This window comes from Pseudomonas sp. NPDC087614 (assembly GCF_044743485.1).
Taxonomy (GTDB): domain Bacteria; phylum Pseudomonadota; class Gammaproteobacteria; order Pseudomonadales; family Pseudomonadaceae; genus Aquipseudomonas; species Aquipseudomonas baetica_A.
In genome coordinates this window covers 6,392-32,668 of sequence record NZ_JBIUWN010000039.1, presented here as the reverse complement: position 1 = coordinate 32,668, position 26,277 = coordinate 6,392, and the positions used below count along the sequence as shown (strand labels likewise).

Genomic DNA, 26,277 nt, shown 5'->3' with positions numbered 1-26,277 from the left:
GGTGTCGCCGTGAACGATGTAAATGTGCAAGTCCGAGTCAAATCGCCTCCTTCTGAAATCTGGGAGATCTGGAGCAACTTCTCAGAAGCGCCGTTATGGGATACCGACGTCAGACATTGTGAACTCGATGGCCCGTTCCAGCCTGGAACGCGGGGCAAGTGCGTCCTCAAAAATGGCCTGAGCATGCCACTGAAACTGGAAGCGGTGCGGCTGCATGAAAGCTATCGGAACACGGCAAGACTGCTTTGGATCGACCTCGAGTTCGATCACCGGATGCACAGGCTTTCCCCGCATGAAACCCAGGTCACCCACAGCGCGAAGATCTCCGGCCCCTTCAGTTTTTTATACCGCGGGCTATTACGAAAGATGCTGACGGCAGCCATGACCACCGCACTGACCAACCTGCGCACCCTGGCGGAACAACGAGCTAAAGCGATGAACAGCCTCGTGTTCGAAAAACCTGACGCGCATTGCCAGCACTAAAAAAATACCGGGAACGGGCGTGTTGAACGCTCACGCCTGAGCAAGATTCGTCTACTTATCGATAACGGCACACTTCGGACCGAGCATGAACTTACTAAAAAACACCCAGTATCTCGTGATGGGCGTCATAGGCATGGGTTTCGTCAGCCCGGCGTCCAGTTCCGCCGACACACTCGGCCCCTACATCAGTGTCATGGGCGGCCTGAACTGGGTTGCGCCGCAAAACCTTAATCAGAACAACCTCGATTTTGTCGAGATGCAGTTCAATCACCCCTTAAACTCCGGCTACGCCACGGGACTGGCATTGGGCTGGCGCTTCCCCGTCGGGCTCAGACCCGAGGTGGAACTCAGTTACCGCAAAAACACACTGACCCAATTCAATAACCGGGTCTACGAAGGCGGCGGGAGCATCCCGGGCAAAGGCAAAGAGGAAGTCACCAGCCTGATGGCCAACCTCTGGTATGACTTCCTGAACCTCCCGGCGCCCTTCCGTCGGTTCACGCCCTACATGGGTGGCGGCCTGGGCTACAGCACCGTATCAATCAGTGGCCTGGAAGCCGGCGGCGTCCACTTCGGCAATACTCACCGCGACAACGTGTCGGCCTATCAACTCGGAGCCGGGGTCAGTTTCGAGCTCACCGATCAATGGTCCACGTCCCTGGATTATCGATACCTCAAGACGCGCGATGCGCACTTCGGCGACATTCAGGGCCTGCCCCAAGGCGATGTGCGCACTGACTACAGCGCCCAGTCATTAGTGCTCGGCCTGCATTATTGGTTCTAAGCGGTTAAATGCATCGACGCCTGGCACGGCGTCGCTATGACAAGCCTGAGGATTGAATAACGCCACTGCTGTTCCACGACGATATTCGGTGTCACTTCGTTTCGCTGTCACAGTGCCTGTTGAAGTTGGCCAAATTTTCATGGCCAATCTCAAAGCAGATGTCTGCAGCCGACATCACTGTTTGCAACAACAGCCGGCCGGCGCGCTGAAGGCGTGCTGGCCGGCGTGTTCAAACATTAAAACCAGGTTTCCATTTGTATCCCGTATTGCCAAACACCTCCGGCGTTGAAGTCCGTCTTGCCGAAGTTGTCTGTGGAACTGTATCTGTCCAGATCCGAAGACCAGTTCATGAAACTGGCGAATACTCGTAATTCGGGACGTGTGAGAAGGTCTCCAACGTCAGGCTTGAAGGTCGGAGCGACCGTGAATTTCCAGAAGTTACCGTCGACCGCATTGCGTTGCCTGTAGCCCTTGGGGTCGAGGTCCATGGTTTGCCAGCTCATTTCGTAGGCCATCTCGAAATTGCTGTTGATTGCATTGGCCAAACGCACGTTCAGGGTCATCCAGCGGTAGTCGTCACCCTTGACGTATCTGTCCTTGCTCTGTTCGGCCAGCAAGCTGGGGCCGATACGCCAGCCGGGGGCAATGGGTGTCTCACCATAAAGCGCCAGGCGCAGAGCGCGGGCGTCGTCGATCAGTTCGCCATCCGAACCGATGTTCTTGACCTCTGCCCCCAAACCTTGTCCATAGAGCAGCGCCGTTTTGAAGAAGCCTTCCCGGCCGAAGAAGTTTTTCTGATGATTGGCCAACATGCTGTGCAAGCCGGAATCCGCAGGCGTCAGGCCTGCTTGATTGCTGCGATTGCCGAAGTCGTTTTTCTTTGAGCCAATGCCATTGAACATCCACTGCCACTGACCATTATCGAAGAACTGGTTGGAGGTCAGGATGTAGCTTTGCACATCGGCATTGACACCGCCCTCACTGAAATCCCCATAGCTACGCCCGATCAAAGAGTAGTTGGAGCGCCAGTTCTTGTTCATCTGCACATCGTAGATACCACCTCCGGTGCCGGCCAGATAGACCACGTCGGAGTCCAGCCAATGGATATCGAAGTTATCCCTGTCGAATCGTTTGCCTGCCCACAAGGTGGCGTTCTCGAACACTGAGTTGCCCTTGAAGGCGGCAAGATGATCGAGCTCGGTAAAGACCTGACGCACGTTCAGGTTGCTCTCGTCGGCCGTCCAGTCATTGGAGCTCTCCACACCATCGGCGATGGACACCGTGAATTTGGCGCGGGTGCCGTTCTGCGCATAGGTTTCTTTCGACAGGTCTATACGCATGTAGGTGTCGTCTTCGTTGCCGAGTCGCCCGACAGCACCACCAACTGAGCCGGCCGGCGTTGTATAAGGCCCGCCACGGCCTCCACCAAGCCCCTCGTCAATCAGCAATCCGGAGCGGGCATAGCCTTTGAAGCTGAACCCGTCTGTAAGGTGTCCAGTACTGCCCGTTTTTTCCATGCTGTCCTGACGGGCTTCGAGTTTTGCCAGCCGGGTATCCAAAGCAGGCGTCGAATGGGCGGCGGCAGTGGACGCAGCGGGCTGCAAAGCGGGAGTGGCGAGTTTGATTTGCTGCAGTTCCCTGGCGAGCGCCTGGGTTTGCTGTTCGGCTGCGGCTGCACGCTGTTCCGCTGCGCTGGCACGGGCTTCAAACGCGGCCATGCGCTCTTCCAGAGTCGCGGCCTGAGAGGTGGCCGCCGATGTGCCGAGCACGCCTGCGAGTAGCCAGCCTGATGCTTTCTGCATGTGGATTTCCCTGTTTTGTTTTTATTGTTTTGTTCCCGCGACCGGCCATTTTTCGTCAGTTGTGAATTGTCGCAATCGACGAAAAAAAGGATGCCCCATCGCAAATACGCTGCTACATTTGGCGATGTTAACGTTAACTTTTCTAAAAACAAAAATAAAGGGTGCTCAATGAAACATCTGAAATCTCTCCTGCCAACCACACTGTTCGCCCTCTGTGCCGGGTTTCCATCCCTCTCGAACGCAGCCCATTTGACGATCTCGTGCGGTGCGGTGGGTGCGGAGTTACAACTCTGCAAGGAGGCTGTCGAGGCGTGGTCGAAACAGACCGGCAACAATGTCGAGGTGGTTTCCACGCCCAACTCGGCGACCGAGCGGTTGTCGTTCTACCAGCAGATCCTCAGCGCGCAGTCCGCCGACATCGACATCATTCAAATCGATATGGTGTGGCCGGGGATGCTGGCCAAACATCTGCTGGATCTGCGCGAGGTGCTTCCTGCCAACGCGACCCAGGGCTACTTCCAGGCACAGGTGGATAACGCCACGGTGAATGGACGGTTGGTGACGATGCCGTGGTTCACTGACTCGGGCCTGCTGTATTACCGCAAAGACTTGCTCGAAAAGTACCACCAGCCAGTTCCCCAGACCTGGCAAGAAATGACCGCGACCGCCAGAAGTATTCAACAGGCCGAACGCGCTGCCGGGAACCCCAATGCGTGGGGTTACATTTTTCAGGGGCGCGCCTACGAGGGCCTGACGTGCAATGCGCTGGAATGGATCAGCAGCCAACCGCAAGGCGGACTGGTCAATCCACGAGGCGACATCGTGGTCAACAGTCAGGCCTCGAAAACGGCTTTGACCCTGGCGAAAAGCTGGGTAGGAGACATCTCCCCGCGTGGCGTACTCAACTACACCGAGGAGGAAGGACGTGGCGTATTCCAATCGGGAAATGCGCTGTTCATGCGTAACTGGCCGTATGTCTGGGCCTTGGTACAAAGCCAGGACAGCGCCGTAAAAGACAAGGTTGGGGTCGCTCCCCTGCCCCGCGGCGGCGAAGCCGGCACACATGCCTCCACCCTCGGTGGCTGGGGCCTGGCGGTATCGCGCTACAGTGCCAACCCAAAACTTGCCGCAGAACTGGTGAACTATCTGACCAGTGCCCAAGAGCAAAAACACCGTGCCCTGATTGGCGCCTATAACCCGGTTATCGAGTCGCTGTATCAAGACCCCGAATTGCTCGCGGCCATGCCTTATTACGCTCAGTTGCACAGCATTCTCAACGATGGGGTGATGCGCCCCGCCTCCATCACTGCCGATCGCTATCCACGGGTCTCCAATGCGTTCTTCGATCGAGTGCATGGCGTGCTGGCGGGCGAGTTGCCTGTCGATCAAGCGCTGGCCGAACTGGAAAGCGAACTCACGCGTATCAAACGCCGGAACTGGTAAGCCACAAGGAAGGAAATCACCATGTCTGCCTCCACTACACTCGCCCCCGGCGACGAAGAGCACCTGCTCACTCGGGAAACGCCGGTACAACGCCGTCGCGTTCGCGCCGCGTGGCTATTCCTTAGCCCGATGTTGCTGTGCCTGGCCCTGGTGGCGGCCTGGCCGCTGCTGCGCACATTCTGGTTCAGCCTGACCGACGCAAGCCTGGCCGAGACGGGCGATGCAACCTTTGTCGGCTTGAGCAATTATCTGTTTCACAGCAGTGCCGGCTGGTCGGGCATCCTGGTCGATCCGCAATGGTGGAATGCGGTGCGCAATACGTTGCATTTCACTGTGGTGTCGGTGGGACTGGAAGTCGTCCTGGGGCTGCTGGTGGCGTTGCTGTTGAACATCAAGTTCACCGGCCGTTCGCTGGTGCGTGCGTTGATTCTGATTCCCTGGGCGATTCCAACCATTGTCTCGGCGAAGATCTGGTCATGGATGCTTAACGACCAGTTCGGCATCATCAATCACCTGATGCTGAGCCTCGGCCTGATCGATGCGCCTCTGGCCTGGACAGCCGATGCAGATCTGTCGATGTGGGCGGTGATCATCGTCGACGTCTGGAAGACCGTGCCTTTTGTCACGCTGCTGATGCTCGCGGCCTTGCAGATGTTGCCGAGCGATTGTTACGAAGCCGCCAGGGTCGATGGCATTCATCCGCTGAAAGTGTTCTGGCGTGTCACGCTGCCACTGTTGATGCCTGCTCTGCTGGTGGCGGCCATCTTCCGCATCCTCGACTCCTTGCGGGTATTCGACGTCATCTATGTGCTGACCTCGAACTCATCAAGCACCATGAGCATGTCGGTCTATGCCCGCCAACACCTGGTGGAGTTTCAGGACGTCGGTTACGGCAGCGCCGCTTCGACCTTGCTGTTTCTGGTCGTAGCGGTAATCGCCATGGCTTACCTGTACCTCGGACGCCGTCAACTGGAGGTCCGCTCATGAGCCCGCGCCTGCTGAAAAAAACCCTGCTGCGTCTCGGGTTCTGGTGCCTGATCGGGGTGTTGCTGCTGTATGCGGTCTTCCCTTTCTACTACGCCATCGTGACGTCGCTGAAGCCGTCCAGCGCCTTGTTCGAGGTGAGCTACTGGATCGAAACTCCCGACTTCTCCAATTACACGACGGTACTCCACCAAGCCTCATTCCTGCGGGCGATTGGTAATTCGCTGGTGGTTGCGTTGTGCGTAGTGACACTGGCGCTGTTCCTCAGCCTGACCGCCGCCTATGCCTTGGGAAGGGTGAAATTCCGTGGACGTGGCACGGTATTGATGATGGTTCTGGGCGTGTCGATGTTTCCCCAAGTCGCCGTACTGTCGGGGCTGTTCGAAGTGATCCGCGCCCTGGGTCTGTACAACACGTCTTTGGCGTTGATCCTGAGCTACACGATTTTCACCCTGCCCTTCACCGTCTGGGTGCTCACCACGTTCATGGGCCAACTGCCCCACGAACTGGAAGAAGCGGCAATCATGGATGGCGCCTCGCCCTGGGTCACGCTGACCCGAGTGCTGTTGCCGTTGCTATGGCCCGCACTGGTCACCACGGGTTTGTTGGCCTTCATCGCCGCGTGGAACGAGTTCCTGTTTGCCCTGACCTTCACCCTCACCGACACCCAACGCACCGTGCCAGTCGCCATCGCCTTGATTTCCGGCGGCAGCCCCCATGAGTTGCCTTGGGGATTGTTGATGGCCGCCTCCGTGGTGGTCACCGTCCCACTGGTGATTCTGGTGCTGATCTTCCAGCGCCGAATCGTTTCCGGTCTCACTGCCGGCGCGTTAAAGGGTTGATGCCCAACAAAGACAAGGAACAGCATCGTGATCAAATTGAAACTGGACAACGTGAACAAACAACTGGGCGGCGTACGGATTCTGCGCGACGTCAGCCTGGAGATCGCGGCGGGTGAATTCGTGGTGTTCGTCGGCCCTTCGGGCTGCGGAAAGTCGACCCTGCTGCGATTGATCGCCGGACTGGATTCGATCTGCGGCGGCGACCTGCTGATCGACGGGCGACGGGTCAACGACCTGGAACCGCGCGAGCGAGGCGTCGGCATGGTATTTCAGTCTTATGCGCTGTACCCGCACATGAGCGTCTACGACAACATCAGCTTTGGTCTCAAACTGGCCAAGACTGAAAAGAGCAGCCTGCGCGAGCGCGTGCTGAAAACAGCGCAAATCCTGCAATTGGACAAACTGCTGCAACGCAAGCCAAAAGAACTGTCCGGTGGGCAGCGTCAGCGTGTGGCCATGGGCAGAGCCATGGCGCGCGAACCGGACATTTTGTTGTTCGATGAGCCGCTTTCGAATCTGGATGCATCCTTGCGGGTGCAGATGCGCAACGAAATCGCCCGGCTGCATGATCGACTGGCCTCGACCATGATCTACGTCACCCACGATCAAGTGGAAGCGATGACCCTGGCTGACAAAATTGTGGTGCTCAATGGCGGTCGCGTAGAACAGGTCGGTTCACCGCGCGAACTCTATGAGCGCCCGGCCAGTCGCTTTGTTGCCGGTTTTCTCGGTTCGCCAAAAATGAACTTCCTTGCGGCGCGCCTGCATGCGCCGGGCGAAACCAGCCTGATCGACACCGCCGTTTTGGGTATGACCGCCCTGCCCTTCGACAGCTCGAACCTGTCGGCGGGCACGCAGTTGAGCCTCGGAATTCGTCCGGAGCACGTCTCGCTCAAGGCGGCGGATGGAACCGCCGGCGTCGTCGTGACCGGGGTCGAATACCTGGGCAGCGAAACCTATGTGCACCTGGATACCGGTCAGGACGAGCCGCTGACCTGTCGTTGTGAGGTCAGCGCCAGTTGGCAGGTGGGCGATCGGGTCGAATTGCAACTGGACATCGACAACCTGCACCTGTTCGACGCCGACGGCGCAGCCTTGAAGCGCCATCCTCAAGCCACTGAAACCCTGCCCGACGGCGTCCCTCTGCGCCCGGTACGAGCACGCGCCCTATGACCTTGTCTTTGAAGACCCTGAGCGATCCAATGCCTTGCACCCTTGACCTTGCGCAGCGTGCGCTGAGTGATGGCCTGTCCCGCGTCATCCAGGATTATCGACCCGGTTATCATATTGCCCCCCCGGCAGGCTGGATGAACGACCCTAACGGGGTCGTGTACTTTCGGGGCGAATATCACGTTTTTTATCAACATAACCCCTTCGAAGCGAAATGGGGCCCGATGTATTGGGGTCATGCCAAGAGTGCCGATCTCGTTCATTGGCAGCACCTACCCATAGCGCTGGCACCGGGCGATGACTTCGACCGTGACGGATGTTTTTCCGGTAGCGCTGTGGTGTGCGCAGATACCCTGGCACTGATCTACACCGGACACACCTGGCTGGGGGAAGTGGGTGACGAGCGCTTGATCCGTCAAGTGCAGTGCCTGGCAACCAGCACCGATGGCATCCGGTTCGTCAAGCATGGCGCCGTCATCGAGACCGCGCCGCAAGACACGATCATGCACTTTCGTGACCCCAAGGTATGGAAGGAGGATGACTATTGGTACCTGATTGCCGGCGCACGCCTGGGCGATAGGCCGCTGCTCCCGCTGTACCGTTCCACGGATCTGCACGTTTGGGAGTTCCTTGACTATGTATCCAGCGGCAGCGAGGGCGATGGCTATATGTGGGAGTGCCCGGATCTGTTTCGACTGAACGGACGCGATGTGCTGCTGTACTCCCCCCAAGGCATGTCATCCCAAGGTTACGACCGACTCAACAAGTACCAGACCGGTTACCGAGTGGGCCGACTCGACAGCGACTGGCACTTCACTGGCGGGCCTTTTATCGAGCTGGATAACGGCCACGATTTCTATGCCGCGCAAACGCTATTGGCCGCCGATGGCCGGCGCCTCGTGTGGGCATGGCTCGACATGTGGGAAAGCCCGATGCCGAGCCAGGCCCATCACTGGTGCGGCATGCTCGGTTTGCCACGCGAACTTGAACTGTGCGCCGATCGCCTTTGCGTGTTTCCGGCACGGGAGCTCACCGCTCTGCGCACAGCGCCATTACCGGGCACGCTTTGGTGGGAGGAGTCGGGAGCCCGGTGGGTGCCAGAATTGAATGGCGATATGCTCGAAATCCATGTGCATCTGGACTTGCTCGGCTGCACCGACGGCCACCTGGGCATCGCCTTGCGCTGCAGCGTCGATGGCCAGGAAGAAACGCGGCTCTACTACGATGCGTCACTGCAGCGTCTGGTGCTTGACCGTAGCCGCTCGGGTACGCAAGTCACAGGTCAACGCAGCGTGTCGATAGACCCGACACAAGCGCGACTGGAACTACGGGTGTTCCTCGATCGCTCATCGATTGAGGTGTTCGACGAAAACGGGCGCTTCAGCCTCAGCAGTCGCCTCTACCCAAAGCCCGACAGTCTTGGCGTGAAGCTTCTTGCAAGCGGCAGTGGCGGGCGCGTCTCGATTACCAGGGCATGGCCTCTCGCCTCGGGATGGCTATGAGCAGCGTCACTCGAGTCGCGAGAAGCGCGGGCTATGTGTCATGATTCTGCGTCAATCTGATCGGTTTCGCCTGACATGACTTCAGTGAAAGACGTTGCACTGCTGGCCGGCGTGTCCCTGATGACGGTTTCTCGAGCGCTCAACAACCCGGAAAAACTGAGCCCCGAAACCCTTCTGCGGGTGCGTCGCGCCATCGATGAACTGCAATTCGTACCGAGCTTGTCGGCGCGCAAAATGCGCGGCGACAACCTCCAGTCGCGAACCATCGGTGTGTTCGCGCTGGACACCGCGACCACACCGTTTGCCGTCGAGTTGCTGCTGTCCATTGAACAGACCGCGCAGCAGGCGGGCTGGAATGTGTTCATCCTCAACCTGTTGAGCAACCCACCCACCGACCAAAACATCGACCTGATGTTGTCGCACCGTCCCGACGGGCTGATCTTCAGCGCCATGGGCTTTCGCCAGGTGTGCATTCCCGAGCGTTTGAAGAGCAAACCACTGGTACTTGCCAATTGCCTGGCGGATGACAGTCGCCTGGTGAGTTATGTGCCCGACGACGAAACGGGGCAGTATCGCGCTGTACATCACGCATTGAGCCAAGGCTATCGGCGCCCTCTGTGTATCAATCTGCCAAAACAGAGTCTGGCCTGGGACCTGCGACAAAAAGGCTTGCAGCGTGCCTGCCAGGCATTTGGCCTTGCGCCTGACGCAGTCCTGCAATACGACCTTTGCGATCATGATGCCTATGGTGAAGCCGCCGCCATCCTCGACCGGCACATCATTGAGGGTCGTCCCCAGTTCGACATTCTGATCTGTGGCAACGACCGCATTGCCTTTTGTGCCTATCAGTTACTGTTGGGCCGTGGCCTGAAAATTCCCGACGATGTCGCCGTTCTCGGCTACGACAACATGATCGGTATTGCTGAGCTGTTCATCCCGCCGCTGACCACAGTGCAACTGCCGTACTACGAGATCGGTCGCAAGGCTGCCCGGCACCTGATCGAGTCCCTCGACGAATCGGGAGCCCAGCCAGTTGATTGTCCATTGGTGATCAGGGCATCACTATAAGCATTAGGTGATAGCACACCCGCTTGCTTTCGATTGGCCATTCGTCTGTCACGTCCCCATCGGTGTTCAGCCTTCGGCGAACTCGCGCAGCACCTTGCCATCCATGCGATACCTCACCCATTCTTCCTGTGGTTGGGCGCCGAGGGATTTGTAGAAGTCGATGGCCGGGGTGTTCCAGTCGAGCACGCTCCATTCGAAGCGGCCGCAGTCGTTGTCACAGGCGATTTTTGCCAGATGGCGCAACAGGGTTTTGCCGGCGCCGCCACCGCGTTGTTCCGGGGTGATATAGAGGTCTTCGAGGTACAGGCAATTGCTGCCCAGCCAGGTCGAATAGCTGAAGAAGAACACGGCGAAACCGATGGGCAGGCCGTCGCGCAGGCAAATCAGGCCATGGGCGGTGGCGCCTTCGCCGAACAGGCTGCGTTCGATGTCGACGACGCTGGCGATGACTTCGTGGCGGGCCTTTTCGAAATCTGCCAGTTCGGTGATGAAGGCGAGGATCTGCGGTGCATCGCTGGGGGTCGCCGGGCGGATTTCGATCGACATGAACGGGCCTTGTTGGAAATTGGAAAGCGCCATACTAAGGCGCGACGGAGCGCTCGTCACATGGCAATTCAACGCTTGACCTTGGCAGGGCCGGGCAGCTGATGATTTAACGCCGCGCCCACAACAATAGCGCTCACCTCAAAGGATGCTAATGAACCCTAACGCTTTTGTACCACTGGCGACGTTGGCAACGGATCTACTGCCCCACGCCCTTGAGCCTTCAGACGACGGTGCTCACGACCTCGCGCACCTGCAGCGGGTCTGGCACAACGTGCGTACGTTGCAGGCCGAGGAAGGCGGGGATCTTGAAATAATGCTGGCCGCGGCGCTGTTGCACGATTGCGTGGCCATCGAAAAGAACTCGCCGCAGCGCTCGCAGGCCTCGCGTCTGGCGGCGGAAAAAGCGTCAACGGTGCTGGCAGAACTGAACTGGCCGTCAGCAAAAATCGCCGCGGTTGCCCACGCCATTGAGGCGCACAGTTTTTCCGCCAACATCGCCGCGCTTACCCTCGAAGCAAAAATCGTCCAGGACGCCGACCGTCTCGATTCGCTGGGCATGCTCGGCGTCGCTCGCACGTTCTATGTCGCCGGGCGCATGGGCTCGGCGCTTTACGACCCGCAAGATCCCGAAGCGAAAGAACGCAACTACGACGACACACGCTTCTGCCTCGATCATTTCCAGACCAAACTGCTGCACCTCGCCGACGGTTTCCAGACCGCCGCCGGTCAGCGTCTGGCGCTGATCCGTCATCAACGCCTTAAGGGTTTCATGGAGCAATTGAAGGAAGAAATCGGCGTCGCCTGAGTGCAATCGCGCTCGACCGTTCGTCGCTCATCAGGCACCAATCCGATTCGAGGGCAGACCAACGACAGGTAAGGATTTCAATCACTGGAGAAGCCCTATGATCCCGTCAAGGTTGACCGCCCTCGTATTCACCGCCCTGCTCTGCCCCGCGGCATTCGCCGCCACCGCTACAGGAACCGGCCCGACCGATCCGGTCGAACACCCCAAAGCCCCCGCCATCCAGAGTACCCCCGGCATGAATACCGATGGTTCGGGCGTCAACGTTGCTCCGCCAGCCACCGGCACCGACCCGCGCACCCAGGGTAACGATCCTGGACGTCAGGGCGGAACGTCCGGCAACCCGGTGCCACCTGTGAACTCAGGTGCCGGCGCGAGTTCGAAAACCACCACCGGTGGTTCGGGCTCCGAGGGTTCCAGCCAGTAGTTCGCCGACGCGAGCGTCCTATTCACATCCATGAAGAGGTAACCATGAACGTCGATAAAAACCTGGAAAAAGAAGTCCTCACTCGCCTGCTGCACGCCCACCCAAGTGGCTTGGGCAAAGAGGTGCTGGACAATTATCGCGGGGAGAAAGTCGTGGCCAGTGCCCTCGCCGCTTTGCAGGATCGCGGGCTGATTCACCATGGTCATGTGACGTGCAACGAGGCTGGCGAACATTCGTTGCACCTGCCGATCAAGCTCAGTGCCGCCGGGGTTGAAGCGGCGCGCAAGCTGGATCTGCAGTAGTCGCCGGGCCGTTCGCCGCACGTGCGGCGGACGGCCGAATCAGCCTGCGCTGATCAGCGCATCCACCTCAGCACTCTGCGGCGCGGTTGCCGGCCCCCAGCGAGTCACCGCCAACGCGGCGGCCGCATTCGCCCGCCGTGCGGCGTCAAATGCCGAAAGCCCCTGCGCCAACCCGGCCACAAAGACCCCGGCATGGGCATCCCCGGCACCATTGCTGTCCACCGCATTCACGGCAAACCCAGCGACATGCCGACGCTCGCCAGCTTGCTGAACCCAGCACCCTTGCGGCCCGTCGCGCACCACCATCAGCACCTCGCTGGGCAGGAATTCTGCGAGGCGATCAAGCGCAACAGAAATCTCTTCAGCCCCGGTAAAGCGCCGCGCTTCGAGGCTGTTGCTGGTCCACACGTCGATGCGCGGCAACAACGCCTGCATCAGCGGCGAGTCCGGCGATTCGACGAGCGGCCCCGGATCGAACACCACACTGATCGACGCCGGCAATGCCAGCGTCCAGTCGAGCAAGGCTTGGGCCTTGCCTTCGTGCAGCAGGCTGTAGCCGCTGAGATAGACGTAATCGCCCGCCTCGGCCGCCACGCTGTTCAAATCGGCCTCGGTCACCTCACCCTCAGCACCGATGTAGGAAATGAAACTGCGCTCGGCCGAAGCATCAGTCAGCGCCACACACAAACCGGTGTCGCGTTGCGCAGGTGCGCTGATGCCGATGTGAATGCCTTCAGCGTTCATCGCATCACGCGCCAGATCGCCGAAACGCCCGGTGCCGTGACGACCGAGATAGACAACCGGCAGACCATTACGCACAGCCGCCGCCATCACATTGAAGCCGCCGCCGGCCTCGAAACCGGCAGACTGGGCCAGCACGTCACCGCCGACTTGCGGCAGTTTTTCCACGGCCATGACCAGGTCGATGATGACCTGGCCGGTGTGCAACATCTTAGGCATGAGCATTCTCGACTAGCGCGGCGCGGCGATCTTTCGCCCCGCCGAGCAGGAAGTAAATGCCACCGGCCACCACGAACGTCACGATCCAGCCGAGACCGTTGTGGCCCAGCCACGAATCAGACAGGAAGCCCTTGAACCAGACGTTTTCGGCGGTGGTGCCAATGGTGGTGAAACTGAAACCCAGCACGATGGCCATCGCCCACGCCCCGAATGCGCGCCACTCGATCCCACCGTGATACCAGTAGGCGCTGCTCGGGCTGACGTCGAGCAGGTCTTGGGGGCTGTAGTAATGACGATGGATCAGGTCGACCACAAAGATCCCGACCCACGCGGTGATCGGCACCGCCAGCAGGGAAATGAAGGTGATGAACGGGCCGTAGAAACTGTCGGCGATCAGCATGAAGTAAATCGAACCGGCGAAGATTGCGACGATGTCGACCACCACTGCGTAGACGCGTTTGACCTTCAGGCCCAGGGTCAGCGTGGTCAATCCGGCGGAGTACACCGACAGGTTGTTCGACAGCAGCAGGCCACCGAATGCGGTGATCAGGTACGGCACCGCCATCCAGGTCGGCAGCATGTCGCGGATCGCCACGATCGGGTCAGTCGCCGATGCCAGGTCGTTATTGCCCACCGACAACAGCCCGCCGAGGGTGATCAGCAACACCAGCGGAATCCCCGCACCGAACGCCGCCGACGCCACAAGACGCACGGCGTTGACGCTGCGATGCTGATAGCGCGACATGTCGGCGCCGGCATTGGCCCAGCCGATCCCGGTGCCGGCGGCCATGGTACCGATACCGATCATCATGGCGCTCATCGGCGCTGGCGTGGCGTTGAACACCGCGCTCCAGTCGATGGTGGCGCAAAGGAAACCGCCGACCAGAATATTCAGCGCGCCGAACACGTAAGTCGCCCACTTCTGGATGACCAGCAAAGTCGCATGGCCGAGGCCGGAGACCGAGAGGGTCAGCAGCACGAAAATCGCGATGAAAATCAGCGTCAGCACCGGGGCACTTTTTGCCTCGACCGGCGAGCCGAACAGGATCGAACACAGCGACAGCAGCACGAATGCGGCGGTGGTGGTGTTGACGGTTTCCCAACCCAGACGCGACATCAGCGAGACCAGGGTCGGGCCGATGTTGCCGCGCACACCGAAGATCGCCCGCGACAAGGTCAGGCTCGGCGCGCGGCCACGACGACCGGCAATGGAGATGATCCCGACCACCGCAAACGAACCGGCGGCACCGATGATCGCGACGATGATCGCCTGCCAGATCGCCAACCCGCGAAATGCCACCAGCGTCGCGCCCAGCGGCAAGCCGAGAATGGAAATGTTGGCCGCGAACCAGACCCAGAACAATTGCAGCGGGTGGCCGTTGCACTCGGCTTCCGGGACCGGTTCGATGCCGCGTGTTTCCAGTTGCCCGGCGCTTTGCCCGACGTTTGATGAACTCATGAAAGTGCTCCTGTTTGCCTTTTTTGTGGTTGTGGCAATGACGCGAAACAACTAGACATCCCCCGGCCGTCCTGGGCCTGTCCGTGCGATCCATTGCGGGTTGAAAATTCAAGAATGCGGTGATCCATTCGCGAGCAAGCCCGCGATGGCGTCAGTTCAATCAGCGCAGGGCCAACAGCCCTTGCACCAAAGGCTCAAGCTCCAGATCATTGACGGCTTTGACCGTTGCAATCATCGGCGCAGGCCAACTCTCAAGACCCAGGCAGGCCCCGAGCATCGCCCCGAGCATCGCTGCGATGGTGTCAGTGTCGCCGCCCAGACTGGCCGCCATGCACAGCGCATCAAACGCGCTCATCTCGCCGACGGCCACTTGCTGCGCCAGCGCAAACGACACCACCACCGACTCTTGCGAGGCCACCGAAGTGCCGATCACGTCGTAGAGCAGATCGGCCAGCAGCGCCTTGTCGCTGTCGACGCTGATGGTGCGCGCCCAACTGATACGCGAAGCCATGCGCCCACCGGCCACCCAGTGACCGTGAGATTGCGCTTGCTGAGCGATCTGCTGGCCGAGGTTCAACGCCTCGCCCAGATCCATGCCATTGATCCCGGCTGACACCACCGCGGCCACCGCCGCCGCACTGGAGATGCCCAGCGTGGTGTTGTGGGTAACCTGACAGGCCTGCACCACCGCCGCGATAAAGCGCTCAGGGTCGGCGACATTCGCCGCGATCCCCACCGGGGTAATGCGCATCGCCGCGCCATTGGTCGTGCCGTAACGCCCAGCTTCTTCCGGCGAATGGCCGGCGAGGATCATTTCGATGGCGCGCTTGGTCGATGGGCCGAGCAGGTCCTGAGAGCCTTTGGCCTGCATCTCGGCTTCCCACTCGATCAGTCGTTGCGCCAGTAGCCCAGGCTCGATGCGACCGTTGCCTTCGACCAGCAACTGGCCGACCAGAATCGCCTGTTCGGTGTCGTCGGTGATTGACCCCTTGGGCATGTTCGCGGCAATCGGTTGCAGCGGGCCGGCATCCTGCAGATCAGTGATCTGGCCGAAGCGGGCCTTGATCGTTTCGCGGTTCAGCGATTGCGTCGGCATGCCCAGCGCATCACCGAGGGCCAGGCCATAAAAAGCACCGAGGGCACGGTTGAGCGTGGTCATTTCGACTCTCCAAACTGCAGGTGAAGACGGAAATGCACCGGATCGAGCAGGCTTTCGACCTGCTCCATGAAACGGTTCTGCCGGTCGTAGGTGGTGCGCAGGGCCTTGAGAAATACCGTGCCCACCGGGCGGCCAAGCAACTCGGCATCTTCGGCATTCAACGGTTCGGCACCGATCCACTGATCACCGCGCTCGCCGATATAGCCATAGGCGGCCAGAGTGATGGTCAGGGAGTTGTCGATCAGACCGACGCGCGGCAGGCTTTCCAGGCCGCCGGTGGCCGGCATCAATGAGCGTTCGAGGGACACCAGCGTGCCATCGTTGGAGCGACGACGGCGGTCGAGGGTGATGAACTGGTCGGTACCGAAACGCGCCAGCAAGTCGGGCCGGGTCACGGCTTCCAGACGCAACACTTGGGTGTTGATCAGCGCCCCGCTGTCGGCCAGTGCCTGCGCCCAGCCGCTGCGCTGGTCAAGCGCCACACCGTCAAATGTGACGATGGAGCCGACACCGCTTTGCGTGGCGATGTACTTGCGCCGCTTCAGTTCGGCGAGCGCTTCGCGCAATGTGCCACGGCTGACTTTGAATTCTTGAGCCAACTGATGTTCGCCGGGCAACAGAACGCCGTCCTCCATGAGGCCGCTTTCGATGCGCCGGACGAGTTCGTCGACCACCCGTTGTTTCTTGTCAAATCGTACCTGTCTAATCATGTACAAATTGATACCCGAAACGGGCATGACCAAGCAAGGGGAATTTTGGAGATTGGACAGAAGGCGGGAAAGCTGCGGTCCATTGTGTGCGAGCCTGCTCGCGAAGACGTCGGGTCAGTCAATATTTCCGGCGACTGATTCAGCGCTTTCGCGAGCAGGCTCTCGCCCACAAGGATGAGGGGGGTCAGCGTTGCTTGAGGCGGTCGATTACGACAGCCAAGAGCAGAATCGATCCACGGATCACGTACTGGTAGAACGTATCGATGTTCTTCAGGTTCATCGCATTCTCGATGATCGCCAGAATCAACACCCCGGCAATCACATGCCGAATCATGCCGATCCCGCCGCTCAGCGAGACCCCGCCCAGCACACACGCCGAGATCACGGTCAGCTCGAAACCCTGACCAATCATCGGCTGCCCGGAGGTCATGCGCGACGCCAGAATCACCCCGGCCAACGCACCGATCAAACCGTGCACGGCAAAGATGATGATCTTGGTGCGATCAACGTTCACCCCGGCCAGCAACGCCGCTTCCTGGTTGCCACCGATGGCCATGGTGTTGCGACCGTAGGTGGTGTAATTGAGCAGCCAGCCGAAAAACACAAAACAAACGACGGTGATCACGATCGGCACAGGCACGCCGAACAACTGGCCGTTACCGAAAACAAAGAACGATTCCTGCGACACGCCCACCGCTTTGCCGTTGGCAAAAATGTACGCCAGCCCCCGCACGATCTGCATGGTCGCCAGCGTGGTGATCAACGCGTTGACCCGCAACTTGGCAATCACGATCCCGTTGATCAGGCCGACAATCAGGCCCATCAACAGCGCCGCACTGACCCCGAGGAACACGCTGTCGGTGTCCCGCATGACCACCGCCGCCACCACCCCGGCGCAAGCAATCACCGACCCCACCGACAAGTCGAAATGCCCCGACGCCAGGCAATAGAGCATGGTGCAGGCGGCGATGCCGGTCGTGGAAATTGCCAGGCCCAGCCCTCGCATGTTCAGCGGCGAAAGGAAGTTGTCGATCAGCAAGGCGCAGGCGACGAAGATGGCCACCGCTGCCAGCAACATGACCCAGTCATCGAGGAAGCGCCGCATGTCCAAAGGTTTGCGCTCGGTGGGCAGGGTTTCGTTTTGGGTTGTCATCATAGTCACCTCTCAGTTCGCCACGCCGTCAGCGCGGTGGCGCGGCAAAGCCAGTTGCAGCAGGTTGGATTCATTGGCCTGTTCGCGGCTGACTTCGCCGCGCAGGGCGCCTTCGCAGAGCACCAGAATGCGGTCGGAAATTCCCATCACTTCCATCAGATCGCTGGACACCACGATCACCGAAATACCGTCGGCGGCAAGGTTATGGATGATCTGGTAGATCTCCGCTTTGGCACCGATGTCGATGCCGCGAGTCGGTTCATCGAGCAGCAAGACCTTCATCGGCATCGACAACCAGCGGCCGAGAATGGCCTTCTGCTGATTGCCGCCGGAGAGGAATTTGATCTGCTGGCCGGCGTGGGGCGTTTTGACTTTCAACGCCTTGATCTGCTTGTCGGCGTTGCCCTTCTCCCACATCCCGCGCAACAGGCAACCGAGACCCGAATGGGCGCCGCGCGCGCTGATGTTGATGTTCTCGGCAACGCTGGCCAGCGGGATGATGCCCTCCTTTTTGCGGTCCTCTGGACACAACAGAATCCCGGCGGCAATCGCGTCGCGCGGTGAGCGCAGTTTCAGTTCATGGCCGCGCAGTTCGAGGCGTCCGGCGGTGTGGCGCTCAAGTCCACTGAGCAAACGAAATAACTCGGTGCGCCCTGCCCCGACCAGCCCGAACAAGCCAAGAATCTCGCCCTTGTGCGCCTCGAAACTGATCGGTTCACGCAGGCCCGGGCCGAGCAAACCGTCGACCTTCAGCGCCACGGCACCGCGTGGACGATTGCGGTAATCGTAGATGTCCTGAATGTCGCGCCCGACCATGCAGGTCACCAGTTGATCGTGGGTCAACTGGCTCATGTCGTCAAAAGTGCGCACGTAGCGGCCGTCCTTGAACACCGTTACCGCATCGCAGAGGCGGAACACCTCCTCCATGCGATGGGAAACGTAAAGCACGACTTTGCCTTCGTCGCGCAAACGGCCGATGATCGCCATCAAGCGGTCGATCTCACGGGCCGAGAGGCTGCTGGTGGGTTCGTCGAACGCGATCACATGGGCGCCGCGCGACAACGCCTTGGCGATTTCCACCAGTTGCCGCTGACCGAGTGACAAGCGACCGACCTTGGTCTGCGGATCGATTTCGTCAGCCAGACCTTTGAGGCAACTCAAGGCTTGCTGGCGCAGCGCACCGCGATTGATCAAACCGAAACTGGCCGGCAGATGCCCGAGAAACAGGTTCTCGGCGACGGTCATTTCCGGCACCAGATGCAGCTCCTGGTGAATCACCGCGACACCGTTGCCGATACTGTCGGCAGTCGATTTGAAAGCCATCGTCCGGTCGCCGATCTGCAACTCACCGCTGCTCGGGATGTAAGCGCCACCGAGGATTTTCAGCAGGGTCGATTTGCCGGCGCCGTTCTCGCCCATCAAGGCATGAACCTGCCCCGGATGCGCGACGAAACTGATGCCATCCAGCGCTTTGACGCCGGGAAAGGTTTTGCCGATCCCATTGAAGCGCAGGCTGGCGCCCATGCTGTGTTCTTGTGTCTGTACTTGCGCGTGCATAAAGCCACCTCATCACACCGATCAAACGGCCCGGCTACCCGGGCCGTTGCTGCGTCAGTTCCACAAACCGATTTTTTCCAGCTCTTGCTTGAAGTTCTCGCGGGTGATCAGGGTGACGTCGTCCATGGCCGTGTACTTCGGCGGCTCTTTGCCGGTGGTGACCCACTCGTACATCATCTCGGCGGTCTTGTAGCCTTCGATGTGCGGGCTCGGCAGCATCGAACCGTAGAAGCCACTGTTGGGCTTTTTCAGCTCGCCGATCGCGTCGGTGCCGTTGATGCCGATGCCGATCACGTTAGCCGCAGCAAAACCGGCGGCTTCGGTGGCGCGTACGCCGCCGAGCACGGTGTTGTCGTTCATGCCGCCGATGATCAGGTTCTTCGCCGCGCTCGGCAGTTTCACCAGCGCCGAGTTGGTGGCGTCCATGCTGCCCGGTACGTCGAGGGTCTTCAGGGCTGCGAACAGAATATGGTCTTTGGGCATGCCCGCCTCTTCGAGGGATTTGACCGAGCCGTCGGTGCGCTTCTTGCCGGTGTCGAGTTCGTTGTAGGTGTTGACCACCGCGTACGTTTCTTTCCAGTCCCAGTTACGTTTCTTGGCTTCGGCGGCCATGGCGGCGCCTTGCTTCTGGCCGACTTCGAACGCGGCCATGCCCAGGTACGGCACGTCTTCCATGAACTTGCCGTTGGCGTCGACGAAGCGGTCGTCCACGGCAATTACTTTGAGGTCATTCCTTTTGGCTTTGGCCATGATCGCCGGGCCCAGGGACACGTCCGGCGGGCAGATCACGAAGCCCTTGGCACCGTTGGCCGCGAGGCTGTCGATGGCCGACAGGGTTTTTTCGCCATCCGGCACGGCAATCTTGATCAGTTCAAAGCCTTTGTCCTTGGCGGCTTTCTCGGCGAAGGCCCATTCGGTCTGGAACCACGGCTCTTCGGCCTGTTTGACCAAAAAGCCGATCTTCACGGTATCGGCAGCGAGCAGCGAACTGCTCAGACTGAACGCGGTGACCGCCAGGGCGGCACTGCACAGGGTACGAATCCCGAAACGACGTTTCATAAGCTGACTCCTTGTTATTTTTTTTGAGCAATATTTGAAAAGCGTTAAAGCGGTTGAAGCGGGTTCCTGCAAAGCCTGTAGAAAATAGTCATATCGTATGATGATTGGATTTCAGACGGACTTATCCGCGCGAAAACCCAATCAGTCAGTCGTGGTACATCACCGAGCGACCACCATCGACGGTGATGCACGAGGCGTTGATAAAGGGTGCTTCATCGCTTGCCAGAAACACCGCCGTCATTGCCACTTCAATCGGCTGACCGATGCGTTTGGGCGGGTGCAGATCGAAAGCGCGTTGACGCTCGGCGTGCGGATCGGCGAAACCGTTCCAGTAATCGACGTTCAATTGAGTCTCGATGTAGCCCGGCGCAATGGCGTTGACGCGAATACCCTGCGCCGCGTACTCGATGCCCAGCGCACGCGTCAGCCCGAGCAGGCCGTGCTTGGCCACCGGGTACGGGAAACAGCCGGGAATGATGTGGCTCGAATGGGTCGAGGCGATGTTGATGATGCTGCCGATGCCCTGCTCGATCATCTGCGGCAGTACCGCTTTGCAGCCATACCAGGCGCCGTCGAGGTCGATGGCAAAACAACGGCGCCAGTCCTCTTCGGTCATTTCCAGCGGATCCCGGAACACGTTGACCCCGGCGCAATTGACCAGCACGTCGATGCGGCCGTGCAACTCGACCGCGCGTCTGGCCATGGTGTGCAGGTCCTGCTGGCGCGACACATCAGCCCTGATCGCCTGAACGTCGTAGCCCTGTTGGCGCCAATGGGCTGCAACCTGCTCGACCTTCTCACCCTGAATATCGCTGATCAGCAGTTTCGCTTGCTGCGCAGCGAAGGTCGCGACGATGGCTTCGCCAATGCCTTGGGCGGCACCGGTGAGCAGCACAACTTTGTTTTTCAGACGCTCGCCCTTCGGCGGCGCGGGCACCGGCGGCAGGGTAAGTGGTTCAGCCATGGATCAGGACTCCTGTTCGCAAGCGCAAAAAAACCGGGCATCTGACGATGTCCGGTCTGGAAGGCGTTTGGAACAAAACAGGCAGGCGCGGGCAACGGTATCGGGCCGTTGCGAGACGCGGACTCCACATGGGAGTGCAATAGACATTCGCTGCATCACTTCACCTGTTTTGTTCTTTTTAAGTGTGAGTGCGTGTTACTGCTGGAGCCGACTATAAACCCGACCGCCAAATAATCTCAATATATAATTTCTCATCCCATATTTTGGGATCTAGCCTGCAAATCGCGTACAGCGTTTTCCTGCAACATCAACCCGCATCGATAGCACAGCACCGTCCAGCGGGTGGTTGCGCGAGCTCTTGGCACTGGTGATGTAAAGGGTTTTCAGGTCTTCACCACCGAATACGCAACTGGTCGGGCGGCTGACCGGCAGATCGATTTTGCGATCAACCTTGCCTTCAGCCGTCAGTCGCAAGAGGCAGCTGCCGTCCCAACGCGCATTCCATACATAACCTTTTGCGTCCATTGCCGAACCGTCCGGGCCGCCCTGTTGATCGGGGCCGTACCAGATGTAAGCGGTGTCGAGGTTGCCGTCGGTGTGGATGAAATAGCGATAGAGGGTGCTGTCGAGGCTGTCGCCGAACAGCAGCGTTGTGCCGTCGTCGCTCCACAGCAACGTGTTGGGAATGCCCAATCCGCGCAACAACGGCGTGACGCGTTTATCCGGATCGATACGGAACAGGCCACCGGAGCGGCGGATGATCGGCAGATCTTCGCCCTGTTCGCCGATGTTGTTCTGCATGGTGCCGAGCCACAAGCGACCCTGAGCATCACAGCGCGCTTCGTTGGGGCGGTTGCCGGGTTGCGGGTCGGCGATGCAGAACAGGGTCAGTCGCGGTTCAAGGCCGGGGGAGTCGAGATCGAGTCGATAGACGCCACTGCTGAGGGTCACCAGGGCATCGCCGCTGTTGCACGGGATGAACGCGGAAATGTGTTCTGGCATCTGCCAGATCTGCACATTCTGGCCGATCAGGCGCAGGGCTTGCTTGCCGGCAATATCAACCCAGTACAGCGCCTGGGTCGGGGCATCCCAGAAAGGGCCTTCACCGAGTTGGGCGCGGTGTTGGGTAACGGCAGTCCACGTCATGGCAATTCCTTTGGTCATTCTTGTTTTCAATGTGGGAGTGGGCTGGCCCCCACAGGGGAATGTGTGGGTTTCAGCTGGCTTTTTTGTCGGCCATGACTTGCGGGTAAAAGCGCTTGATCGCCAGATCCGCGTTATCGATCAGGGTCATGCAGGCCCACACACCGCGTGCGCAATCGCGAGCGGCGATGGCGTCGGCCATGTCTTTGTGGATCGGCAAGGTGCGGCGCAGTTCATCGGGGTCGGCGGCGGACACTTCAAACGATACCGCCAGCAATGCGCCGAGGGCCGGCACCATTTGTTCGATGAACTGGTTATGGCTGGCGGCAAGAATACATTCGTGGAAGGACTGGTCGGCGCGGTTGTAATCCGTGCCACTGTCGACCGCACGCTCGAGAGCGTTATAGGCCAGTTGCACGGCCTGGATCTGATCAAGGGTCGCCCGCTCGCAAGCCCAGCGCACGGCCATGGGCTCAATGGTGCGGCGCAGGTCGAGCAAGTCATCGACGAAGTTTTCCGGCAGCCCGTTGCGTGACAGCCAACCGACGACTTGCGGATCGAACAGGTTCCAGCGCCGCACCGGCAATACCCGCGTGCCGACCTTTGGCCCGACTTCGAGCATGCCTTTGGCGACGAGGGTTTTGATGGCTTCGCGGATGACCGTACGACTGACGCCGAGTTGCTCGCCGAGATCAGCCTCGACCTTGATGGACTGCCCCGGCTTTACCTGGCCGGCGGCGATCCAACTGCCCAGCCAGTCAACCGTGGACGCATGAAAGCTGCTGGACATGGACACCTCAAAGCGGTTCGCGATGGGTGCCTACGCTAATCATCATACGATTGGGTGTCAAATCAGATTTTGTCAGTTAACACGAAAACCAGTGTGGGAGCGGGCTTGCTCGCTCCCACATTTGGATTTTTGTTAAGGCTCAAGACCAATGCGAAAGAACTCGCCGCCGCTCCAAACCCCGAGCCAGCGCTGGCCGTCAATTTCGCGGCTGACCGCCAGTTCTACCAATTGATAAAACACATTGCGGTGGATCAACGCCTCAAGGTTGGTTCGTACATGCACATACGGCGCAGGTTCTTGCGTGAGGGGGTCGATCTCGACGCGGATCGCATGTTCCGGCCCCGCCTCGGCGGTCTCGTCGACATTGGTGGTAAAGCGAAGCACCTGCGCCTCGCCCTCACCTTCAACCTCCACGGCAATCGCCACGAACGGTGCATCGTCGACCTTGATCCCGACCTTCTCAACCGGAGTAATCAGGAAGTAATCATCGCCATCGCGGCGGATGATCGTGGAGAACAGTTTGACCATTGGCTTTCGCCCGATCGGCGTGCCCAGGTAGTACCAGGTGCCGTCCCGGGCGATGCGCATGTCGATGTCGCCGCAAAACTCCGGGTTCCACAAATGCACCGGCGGCAGGCCTTTGGTTTTGGGAATCTGTCCCAACAGGTCATTGGCTTTTTGCGGGCCACTCATGGCGTACTCCTTGGTTTATTGGTCGCCGATCCCCAGCAGGCTGCGCGCATACTGCGCCAGTGGCGGGCCGATCAGGTCTTCAGGTTTGTTGTCGTGGAACGTCAGTAAACCGCCACGACTCTTGATCCGTGCAGTATCAATCAAATACTGGGTGCTGGTCTCGATCAACATGATCTGAATCACGCCACCGTCGATGCCGAGGCGATCCACCGCCTCCTGATCGAGCCACTCATCAGAGTTGCCGATACGGTCATCAGACTTGGCGAAACGCGTGTACAGCAAGTAGTGAGCGCCGGCATCGCGGGCTTCGCCCATCGCCTGATCGAGGCCTTCCGGCGCACGCGCGCGGCGTACCATCGGAAAGTATTCGACAAAGCCCTTGAAGGCTTCTTCAGCCACCACGTTTGGCCGCGGATAAGAACCGCCCGGCGGCGCAAACGCGCCCTGAGCGATGTAGATGAACGAGTCCGGCTGAATGCGGAAGTTGTTCACACGGCGACTGTCACTGTGATCCAGCAGCCCCGCGTCGCTCATCTGATAGCGAGTGCCCTCGGCCATATCGCTGACAGTCATACAGCCGCCAAGCGCCAAAACGGCCAGCAGCAAAACCAGGCTACGCATCCTCATCCTCCAGAAGCCGGTGACGGAAAACCGGCGAATGGCCGTTGGATGCAGCTTTTGCGCCAGCTCACGAACTTTATCGAGTTATACAACGCATTGGCGAGCAAGCCCGCTCCCACAAGTGGAAGGCATTCCAAATGCGGGAGCGGGCTTGCTCGCCAATGCGGTATGTCAGCCGCCGATAATCTTCATGACAGTCGCGCCGCCAGAAAACGCGACTTCCTGCTTGTCGCCCAACGCCTTGACCAGTAAGCGCTGCAACGTCGGCAATGCCTGGTGCCGCGGTTTATCGAGTAAATCACCGACATAGTGGCGGTTGCTCGACGACAGGCAGCCATGCAGCCAGCCAGTCGACGACAAACGCAGACGCGAACAGGTACGGCAGAACGGTACGCTTTCGTTGGCGATCACACCGAAGTTGCCCGCCCCGGGAATCGCGTAACGCACGGCCGTGGCATCCACAGGCGCGTCGGTTTGCGCGTATTCGTAGCGCTCGCCAATCAGGCTCAGCAGTTGCTGCAGGCTGACGAACTGTTGCAGGAAGGCATTGGAATCTTTGGCCAGGTGGCCCATTCGCATCAGCTCGATAAAACGCAGCTCAAATCCGCGTTCCAGGCAGTAATCAAGCAACGGCATCACCTGATCGAGGTTCTGCCCCCGCAACGGCACCATGTTGACCTTGATCTTCATTCCCGCCGCTGCAGCCTGATTCATCCCATCAAGCACGGTAGCGAGATCGCCGCCACGAGCGATGCTACGGAACGCACTGGCGTCGAGGGTATCAAGGGACACGTTGATGCGCCGCAGACCGGCATCTACCAACAAAGGGAGTTTTTTCGCGAGGAGTTGACCGTTGGTCGTCAGGCTGATGTCGTCCAGGCCCATCTTGCCGACAGCCGTCATGAACGATTCGAGTTTGGGGCTGACCAGCGGTTCGCCACCAGTGATGCGCAGCCGCTCGATACCCGCGGCCTCGATCAGATACGCCACGCCGCGCGCCATGGCTTCGGCCGACAGTTCATCCTGCGCAGCCACCAGCCGCTTGCCGTCAGGCACGCAGTAGGTACAAGCGTAATTGCAGGCTGAAGTCAGACTGATCCGCAAATTGCGAAAACGCCTGCCTTGACGGTCAACGATCATGATCACTCCGGCAATAGAAAATCGAGCCGCTAAAACTTGACTCACAAATCAAGTTTTAGCAAGCCCTATGCCTGAGTATATTCCTGCGGTACTGCGTCATGTAGCGAAAACATGACGCAATAAGGCAACTGAATGGCTCAACTGCCTGGAGGGATTTCCGGATCGCGCTTGCGCTTGTTACCCATGCGCACGCCGATGTCCATCAGGAACTGGAAGAAACCTTCCTGATCTTCCAGCACATTGCTCCAGAACGGCGAGTGATACAGCGCGACTGCGCCATGCACCAGCGCCCAGGACGCGCAGTAGTGGAAGTACGGCGGCACGTCTTCGAGCTTGCCTTCGCTGATACGCCCCTTGATCAGCAAGGTCAGGCGCTCGAAGTTCGAGGCACGGATCTTGTGCAGCTCCTCGACCATCTCCGGCACCTGATTGCCCTTGACCACCTTCTCTTCGAGGCGATCGAACAGACGATAGCGCTGCGGGTCGCGCATGCGGAATTCGAAGTAGGCACGGGACAGCGCTTCTTTGTCCTTGTCGACGTCGGCCGAATGCAGCAGCTCATTCAAATCGCGCTCGTAATCGAGCATCAGGCGCAGATAAATCTCGGCCTTGGACTTGAAATGCTTGTAGATCGTGCCTTTGCCGATACCCACGGCATCAGCAATCATCTCGACGGTGACAGTGTCTTCACCTTGTTGGAGGAGCAGCGTGTGC

At 59.5% G+C, this 26,277-nt stretch carries 27 protein-coding genes; 11 read left to right on the top strand and 16 right to left on the bottom strand.

What is annotated here, in order from left to right; genetic code table 11:
• The first annotated feature begins 9 nt into the window (after window positions 1–9).
• The gene (locus ACIOWA_RS15990; protein WP_401160656.1) at window positions 10–483 is read left to right on the top strand and encodes an SRPBCC family protein; all 474 of its coding nucleotides are present in this window, start codon (window positions 10–12) and stop codon (window positions 481–483) included.
• 85 nt (window positions 484–568) lie between these two features.
• Entirely contained in the window at window positions 569–1,267 is a 699-nt protein-coding gene (locus ACIOWA_RS15985) for an outer membrane protein (RefSeq protein WP_401160655.1), read from the top strand.
• A 236-nt stretch (window positions 1,268–1,503) separates the two neighbouring features.
• Here ACIOWA_RS15985 and ACIOWA_RS15980 read toward each other — a convergent pair whose 3' ends face one another.
• Window positions 1,504–3,069, bottom strand: a complete 1,566-nt coding sequence (locus tag ACIOWA_RS15980) for a carbohydrate porin (protein WP_339431098.1) — start codon at window positions 3,067–3,069, stop codon at window positions 1,504–1,506.
• Window positions 3,070–3,237: 168 nt separating this feature from the next.
• Here ACIOWA_RS15980 and ACIOWA_RS15975 point away from each other — a divergent pair, with 168 nt between their 5' ends.
• The 6 genes from ACIOWA_RS15975 to ACIOWA_RS15950 all read left to right on the top strand — a co-directional run bounded on the left by ACIOWA_RS15975 (window position 3,238) and on the right by ACIOWA_RS15950 (window position 10,078).
• The gene (locus ACIOWA_RS15975; protein ID WP_401160653.1) at window positions 3,238–4,512 is read left to right on the top strand and encodes an ABC transporter substrate-binding protein; all 1,275 of its coding nucleotides are present in this window, start codon (window positions 3,238–3,240) and stop codon (window positions 4,510–4,512) included.
• A 21-nt stretch (window positions 4,513–4,533) separates the two neighbouring features.
• A complete protein-coding gene (locus ACIOWA_RS15970; RefSeq protein ID WP_339431096.1) occupies window positions 4,534–5,499 on the top strand; it encodes a sugar ABC transporter permease in 966 nt (321 codons plus the stop codon).
• Entirely contained in the window at window positions 5,496–6,338 is an 843-nt protein-coding gene (locus ACIOWA_RS15965; RefSeq protein ID WP_339431095.1) for a carbohydrate ABC transporter permease, read from the top strand. Before ACIOWA_RS15970 ends, ACIOWA_RS15965 begins: the two co-directional genes overlap by 4 nt.
• A 27-nt stretch (window positions 6,339–6,365) precedes the next feature.
• A complete protein-coding gene (locus ACIOWA_RS15960; RefSeq protein WP_401160650.1) occupies window positions 6,366–7,511 on the top strand; it encodes an ABC transporter ATP-binding protein in 1,146 nt (381 codons plus the stop codon).
• Between the two features lie 29 nt (window positions 7,512–7,540).
• On the top strand, window positions 7,541–9,010 hold the full coding sequence (locus ACIOWA_RS15955; protein WP_401160669.1) for a glycoside hydrolase family 32 protein: 1,470 nt from the start codon (window positions 7,541–7,543) through the stop codon (window positions 9,008–9,010).
• A gap of 75 nt (window positions 9,011–9,085) precedes the next feature.
• The gene (locus ACIOWA_RS15950) at window positions 9,086–10,078 is read left to right on the top strand and encodes a LacI family DNA-binding transcriptional regulator (protein WP_339431092.1); all 993 of its coding nucleotides are present in this window, start codon (window positions 9,086–9,088) and stop codon (window positions 10,076–10,078) included.
• Between the two features lie 66 nt (window positions 10,079–10,144).
• Here ACIOWA_RS15950 and ACIOWA_RS15945 read toward each other — a convergent pair whose 3' ends face one another.
• A complete protein-coding gene (locus ACIOWA_RS15945; RefSeq protein ID WP_339464899.1) occupies window positions 10,145–10,624 on the bottom strand; it encodes a GNAT family N-acetyltransferase in 480 nt (159 codons plus the stop codon).
• A gap of 151 nt (window positions 10,625–10,775) precedes the next feature.
• On the opposite strand from ACIOWA_RS15945, the gene ACIOWA_RS15940 reads away from it, so the two are divergent.
• From ACIOWA_RS15940 to ACIOWA_RS15930, 3 genes are all read left to right on the top strand, one after another.
• Window positions 10,776–11,429 carry an HD domain-containing protein gene (locus ACIOWA_RS15940; protein WP_401160648.1) on the top strand — a complete coding sequence of 218 codons (654 nt, stop codon included), beginning with the start codon at window positions 10,776–10,778 and terminating at the stop codon, window positions 11,427–11,429.
• Between the two features lie 97 nt (window positions 11,430–11,526).
• Window positions 11,527–11,853 carry a hypothetical protein gene (locus ACIOWA_RS15935; RefSeq protein WP_339431089.1) on the top strand — a complete coding sequence of 109 codons (327 nt, stop codon included), beginning with the start codon at window positions 11,527–11,529 and terminating at the stop codon, window positions 11,851–11,853.
• Window positions 11,854–11,897: 44 nt separating this feature from the next.
• The gene (locus tag ACIOWA_RS15930; protein WP_221729325.1) at window positions 11,898–12,155 is read left to right on the top strand and encodes a hypothetical protein; all 258 of its coding nucleotides are present in this window, start codon (window positions 11,898–11,900) and stop codon (window positions 12,153–12,155) included.
• Between the two features lie 39 nt (window positions 12,156–12,194).
• On the opposite strand, the gene ACIOWA_RS15925 is transcribed toward ACIOWA_RS15930, so the two are convergent.
• The 14 genes from ACIOWA_RS15925 to ACIOWA_RS15860 all read right to left on the bottom strand — a co-directional run.
• Entirely contained in the window at window positions 12,195–13,115 is a 921-nt protein-coding gene (locus ACIOWA_RS15925) for a PfkB family carbohydrate kinase (RefSeq protein WP_401160646.1), read from the bottom strand.
• Window positions 13,108–14,574 (bottom strand): purine-cytosine permease family protein, encoded by a 1,467-nt coding sequence (locus ACIOWA_RS15920; RefSeq protein WP_401160644.1) that lies wholly within the window; start codon window positions 14,572–14,574, stop codon window positions 13,108–13,110. Before ACIOWA_RS15920 ends, ACIOWA_RS15925 begins: the two co-directional genes overlap by 8 nt.
• A gap of 160 nt (window positions 14,575–14,734) precedes the next feature.
• Window positions 14,735–15,733 (bottom strand): ADP-ribosylglycohydrolase family protein, encoded by a 999-nt coding sequence (locus ACIOWA_RS15915; RefSeq protein ID WP_339493601.1) that lies wholly within the window; start codon window positions 15,731–15,733, stop codon window positions 14,735–14,737.
• Entirely contained in the window at window positions 15,730–16,443 is a 714-nt protein-coding gene (locus tag ACIOWA_RS15910; RefSeq protein ID WP_339431085.1) for a GntR family transcriptional regulator, read from the bottom strand. The genes ACIOWA_RS15915 and ACIOWA_RS15910 overlap by 4 nt, the downstream gene beginning before the upstream one ends.
• A gap of 184 nt (window positions 16,444–16,627) precedes the next feature.
• A complete protein-coding gene (gene araH, locus ACIOWA_RS15905) occupies window positions 16,628–17,596 on the bottom strand; it encodes an L-arabinose ABC transporter permease AraH (protein ID WP_339431084.1) in 969 nt (322 codons plus the stop codon).
• Between the two features lie 12 nt (window positions 17,597–17,608).
• Complete coding sequence (araG, locus tag ACIOWA_RS15900) at window positions 17,609–19,153, bottom strand: L-arabinose ABC transporter ATP-binding protein AraG (RefSeq protein ID WP_339431083.1); 1,545 nt, start codon at window positions 19,151–19,153, stop codon at window positions 17,609–17,611.
• Between the two features lie 54 nt (window positions 19,154–19,207).
• Complete coding sequence (locus tag ACIOWA_RS15895) at window positions 19,208–20,212, bottom strand: substrate-binding domain-containing protein (RefSeq protein WP_401160641.1); 1,005 nt, start codon at window positions 20,210–20,212, stop codon at window positions 19,208–19,210.
• Window positions 20,213–20,357: 145 nt separating this feature from the next.
• On the bottom strand, window positions 20,358–21,176 hold the full coding sequence (locus ACIOWA_RS15890) for an SDR family oxidoreductase (RefSeq protein ID WP_339464896.1): 819 nt from the start codon (window positions 21,174–21,176) through the stop codon (window positions 20,358–20,360).
• A gap of 270 nt (window positions 21,177–21,446) precedes the next feature.
• Window positions 21,447–22,322: an SMP-30/gluconolactonase/LRE family protein gene (locus tag ACIOWA_RS15885; protein ID WP_401160639.1), complete on the bottom strand. Its 876-nt coding sequence runs from the start codon at window positions 22,320–22,322 to the stop codon at window positions 21,447–21,449.
• Between the two features lie 70 nt (window positions 22,323–22,392).
• Window positions 22,393–23,109, bottom strand: coding sequence for a FadR/GntR family transcriptional regulator (locus tag ACIOWA_RS15880; protein ID WP_339431079.1), 717 nt, complete (start codon window positions 23,107–23,109; stop codon window positions 22,393–22,395).
• 132 nt (window positions 23,110–23,241) lie between these two features.
• On the bottom strand, window positions 23,242–23,802 hold the full coding sequence (locus ACIOWA_RS15875) for a DUF1285 domain-containing protein (protein ID WP_339464895.1): 561 nt from the start codon (window positions 23,800–23,802) through the stop codon (window positions 23,242–23,244).
• Between the two features lie 15 nt (window positions 23,803–23,817).
• Entirely contained in the window at window positions 23,818–24,423 is a 606-nt protein-coding gene (locus ACIOWA_RS15870; protein ID WP_339431077.1) for a DUF4823 domain-containing protein, read from the bottom strand.
• Between the two features lie 171 nt (window positions 24,424–24,594).
• Entirely contained in the window at window positions 24,595–25,563 is a 969-nt protein-coding gene (locus ACIOWA_RS15865; RefSeq protein ID WP_401160636.1) for a GTP 3',8-cyclase MoaA, read from the bottom strand.
• A 137-nt stretch (window positions 25,564–25,700) separates the two neighbouring features.
• The coding region (locus ACIOWA_RS15860) for a TetR/AcrR family transcriptional regulator (protein ID WP_401160634.1) at window positions 25,701–26,277 on the bottom strand (577 nt) is incomplete at its 5' end.

Excerpts from the sequence above, each read along its gene's own strand:
- ACIOWA_RS15985 (WP_401160655.1), top strand. The coding sequence starts at position 569 with ATGAACTTACTAAAAAACACCCAGTATCTCGTGATGGGCGTCATAGGC.
- ACIOWA_RS15980 (WP_339431098.1), bottom strand. The coding sequence starts at position 3,069 with ATGCAGAAAGCATCAGGCTGGCTACTCGCAGGCGTGCTCGGCACATCG.
- ACIOWA_RS15975 (WP_401160653.1), top strand. The coding sequence starts at position 3,238 with ATGAAACATCTGAAATCTCTCCTGCCAACCACACTGTTCGCCCTCTGT.
- ACIOWA_RS15970 (WP_339431096.1), top strand. The coding sequence starts at position 4,534 with ATGTCTGCCTCCACTACACTCGCCCCCGGCGACGAAGAGCACCTGCTC.
- ACIOWA_RS15965 (WP_339431095.1), top strand. The coding sequence starts at position 5,496 with ATGAGCCCGCGCCTGCTGAAAAAAACCCTGCTGCGTCTCGGGTTCTGG.
- ACIOWA_RS15955 (WP_401160669.1), top strand. The coding sequence starts at position 7,541 with ATGCCTTGCACCCTTGACCTTGCGCAGCGTGCGCTGAGTGATGGCCTG.
- ACIOWA_RS15950 (WP_339431092.1), top strand. The coding sequence starts at position 9,086 with ATGACTTCAGTGAAAGACGTTGCACTGCTGGCCGGCGTGTCCCTGATG.
- ACIOWA_RS15945 (WP_339464899.1), bottom strand. The coding sequence starts at position 10,624 with ATGTCGATCGAAATCCGCCCGGCGACCCCCAGCGATGCACCGCAGATC.
- ACIOWA_RS15940 (WP_401160648.1), top strand. The coding sequence starts at position 10,776 with ATGAACCCTAACGCTTTTGTACCACTGGCGACGTTGGCAACGGATCTA.
- ACIOWA_RS15935 (WP_339431089.1), top strand. The coding sequence starts at position 11,527 with ATGATCCCGTCAAGGTTGACCGCCCTCGTATTCACCGCCCTGCTCTGC.
- ACIOWA_RS15930 (WP_221729325.1), top strand. The coding sequence starts at position 11,898 with ATGAACGTCGATAAAAACCTGGAAAAAGAAGTCCTCACTCGCCTGCTG.
- ACIOWA_RS15925 (WP_401160646.1), bottom strand. The coding sequence starts at position 13,115 with ATGCCTAAGATGTTGCACACCGGCCAGGTCATCATCGACCTGGTCATG.
- ACIOWA_RS15920 (WP_401160644.1), bottom strand. The coding sequence starts at position 14,574 with ATGAGTTCATCAAACGTCGGGCAAAGCGCCGGGCAACTGGAAACACGC.
- ACIOWA_RS15915 (WP_339493601.1), bottom strand. The coding sequence starts at position 15,733 with ATGACCACGCTCAACCGTGCCCTCGGTGCTTTTTATGGCCTGGCCCTC.
- ACIOWA_RS15910 (WP_339431085.1), bottom strand. The coding sequence starts at position 16,443 with ATGATTAGACAGGTACGATTTGACAAGAAACAACGGGTGGTCGACGAA.
- araH (WP_339431084.1), bottom strand. The coding sequence starts at position 17,596 with ATGACAACCCAAAACGAAACCCTGCCCACCGAGCGCAAACCTTTGGAC.
- araG (WP_339431083.1), bottom strand. The coding sequence starts at position 19,153 with ATGCACGCGCAAGTACAGACACAAGAACACAGCATGGGCGCCAGCCTG.
- ACIOWA_RS15895 (WP_401160641.1), bottom strand. The coding sequence starts at position 20,212 with ATGAAACGTCGTTTCGGGATTCGTACCCTGTGCAGTGCCGCCCTGGCG.
- ACIOWA_RS15890 (WP_339464896.1), bottom strand. The coding sequence starts at position 21,176 with ATGGCTGAACCACTTACCCTGCCGCCGGTGCCCGCGCCGCCGAAGGGC.
- ACIOWA_RS15885 (WP_401160639.1), bottom strand. The coding sequence starts at position 22,322 with ATGACGTGGACTGCCGTTACCCAACACCGCGCCCAACTCGGTGAAGGC.
- ACIOWA_RS15880 (WP_339431079.1), bottom strand. The coding sequence starts at position 23,109 with ATGTCCAGCAGCTTTCATGCGTCCACGGTTGACTGGCTGGGCAGTTGG.
- ACIOWA_RS15875 (WP_339464895.1), bottom strand. The coding sequence starts at position 23,802 with ATGAGTGGCCCGCAAAAAGCCAATGACCTGTTGGGACAGATTCCCAAA.
- ACIOWA_RS15870 (WP_339431077.1), bottom strand. The coding sequence starts at position 24,423 with ATGCGTAGCCTGGTTTTGCTGCTGGCCGTTTTGGCGCTTGGCGGCTGT.
- ACIOWA_RS15865 (WP_401160636.1), bottom strand. The coding sequence starts at position 25,563 with ATGATCGTTGACCGTCAAGGCAGGCGTTTTCGCAATTTGCGGATCAGT.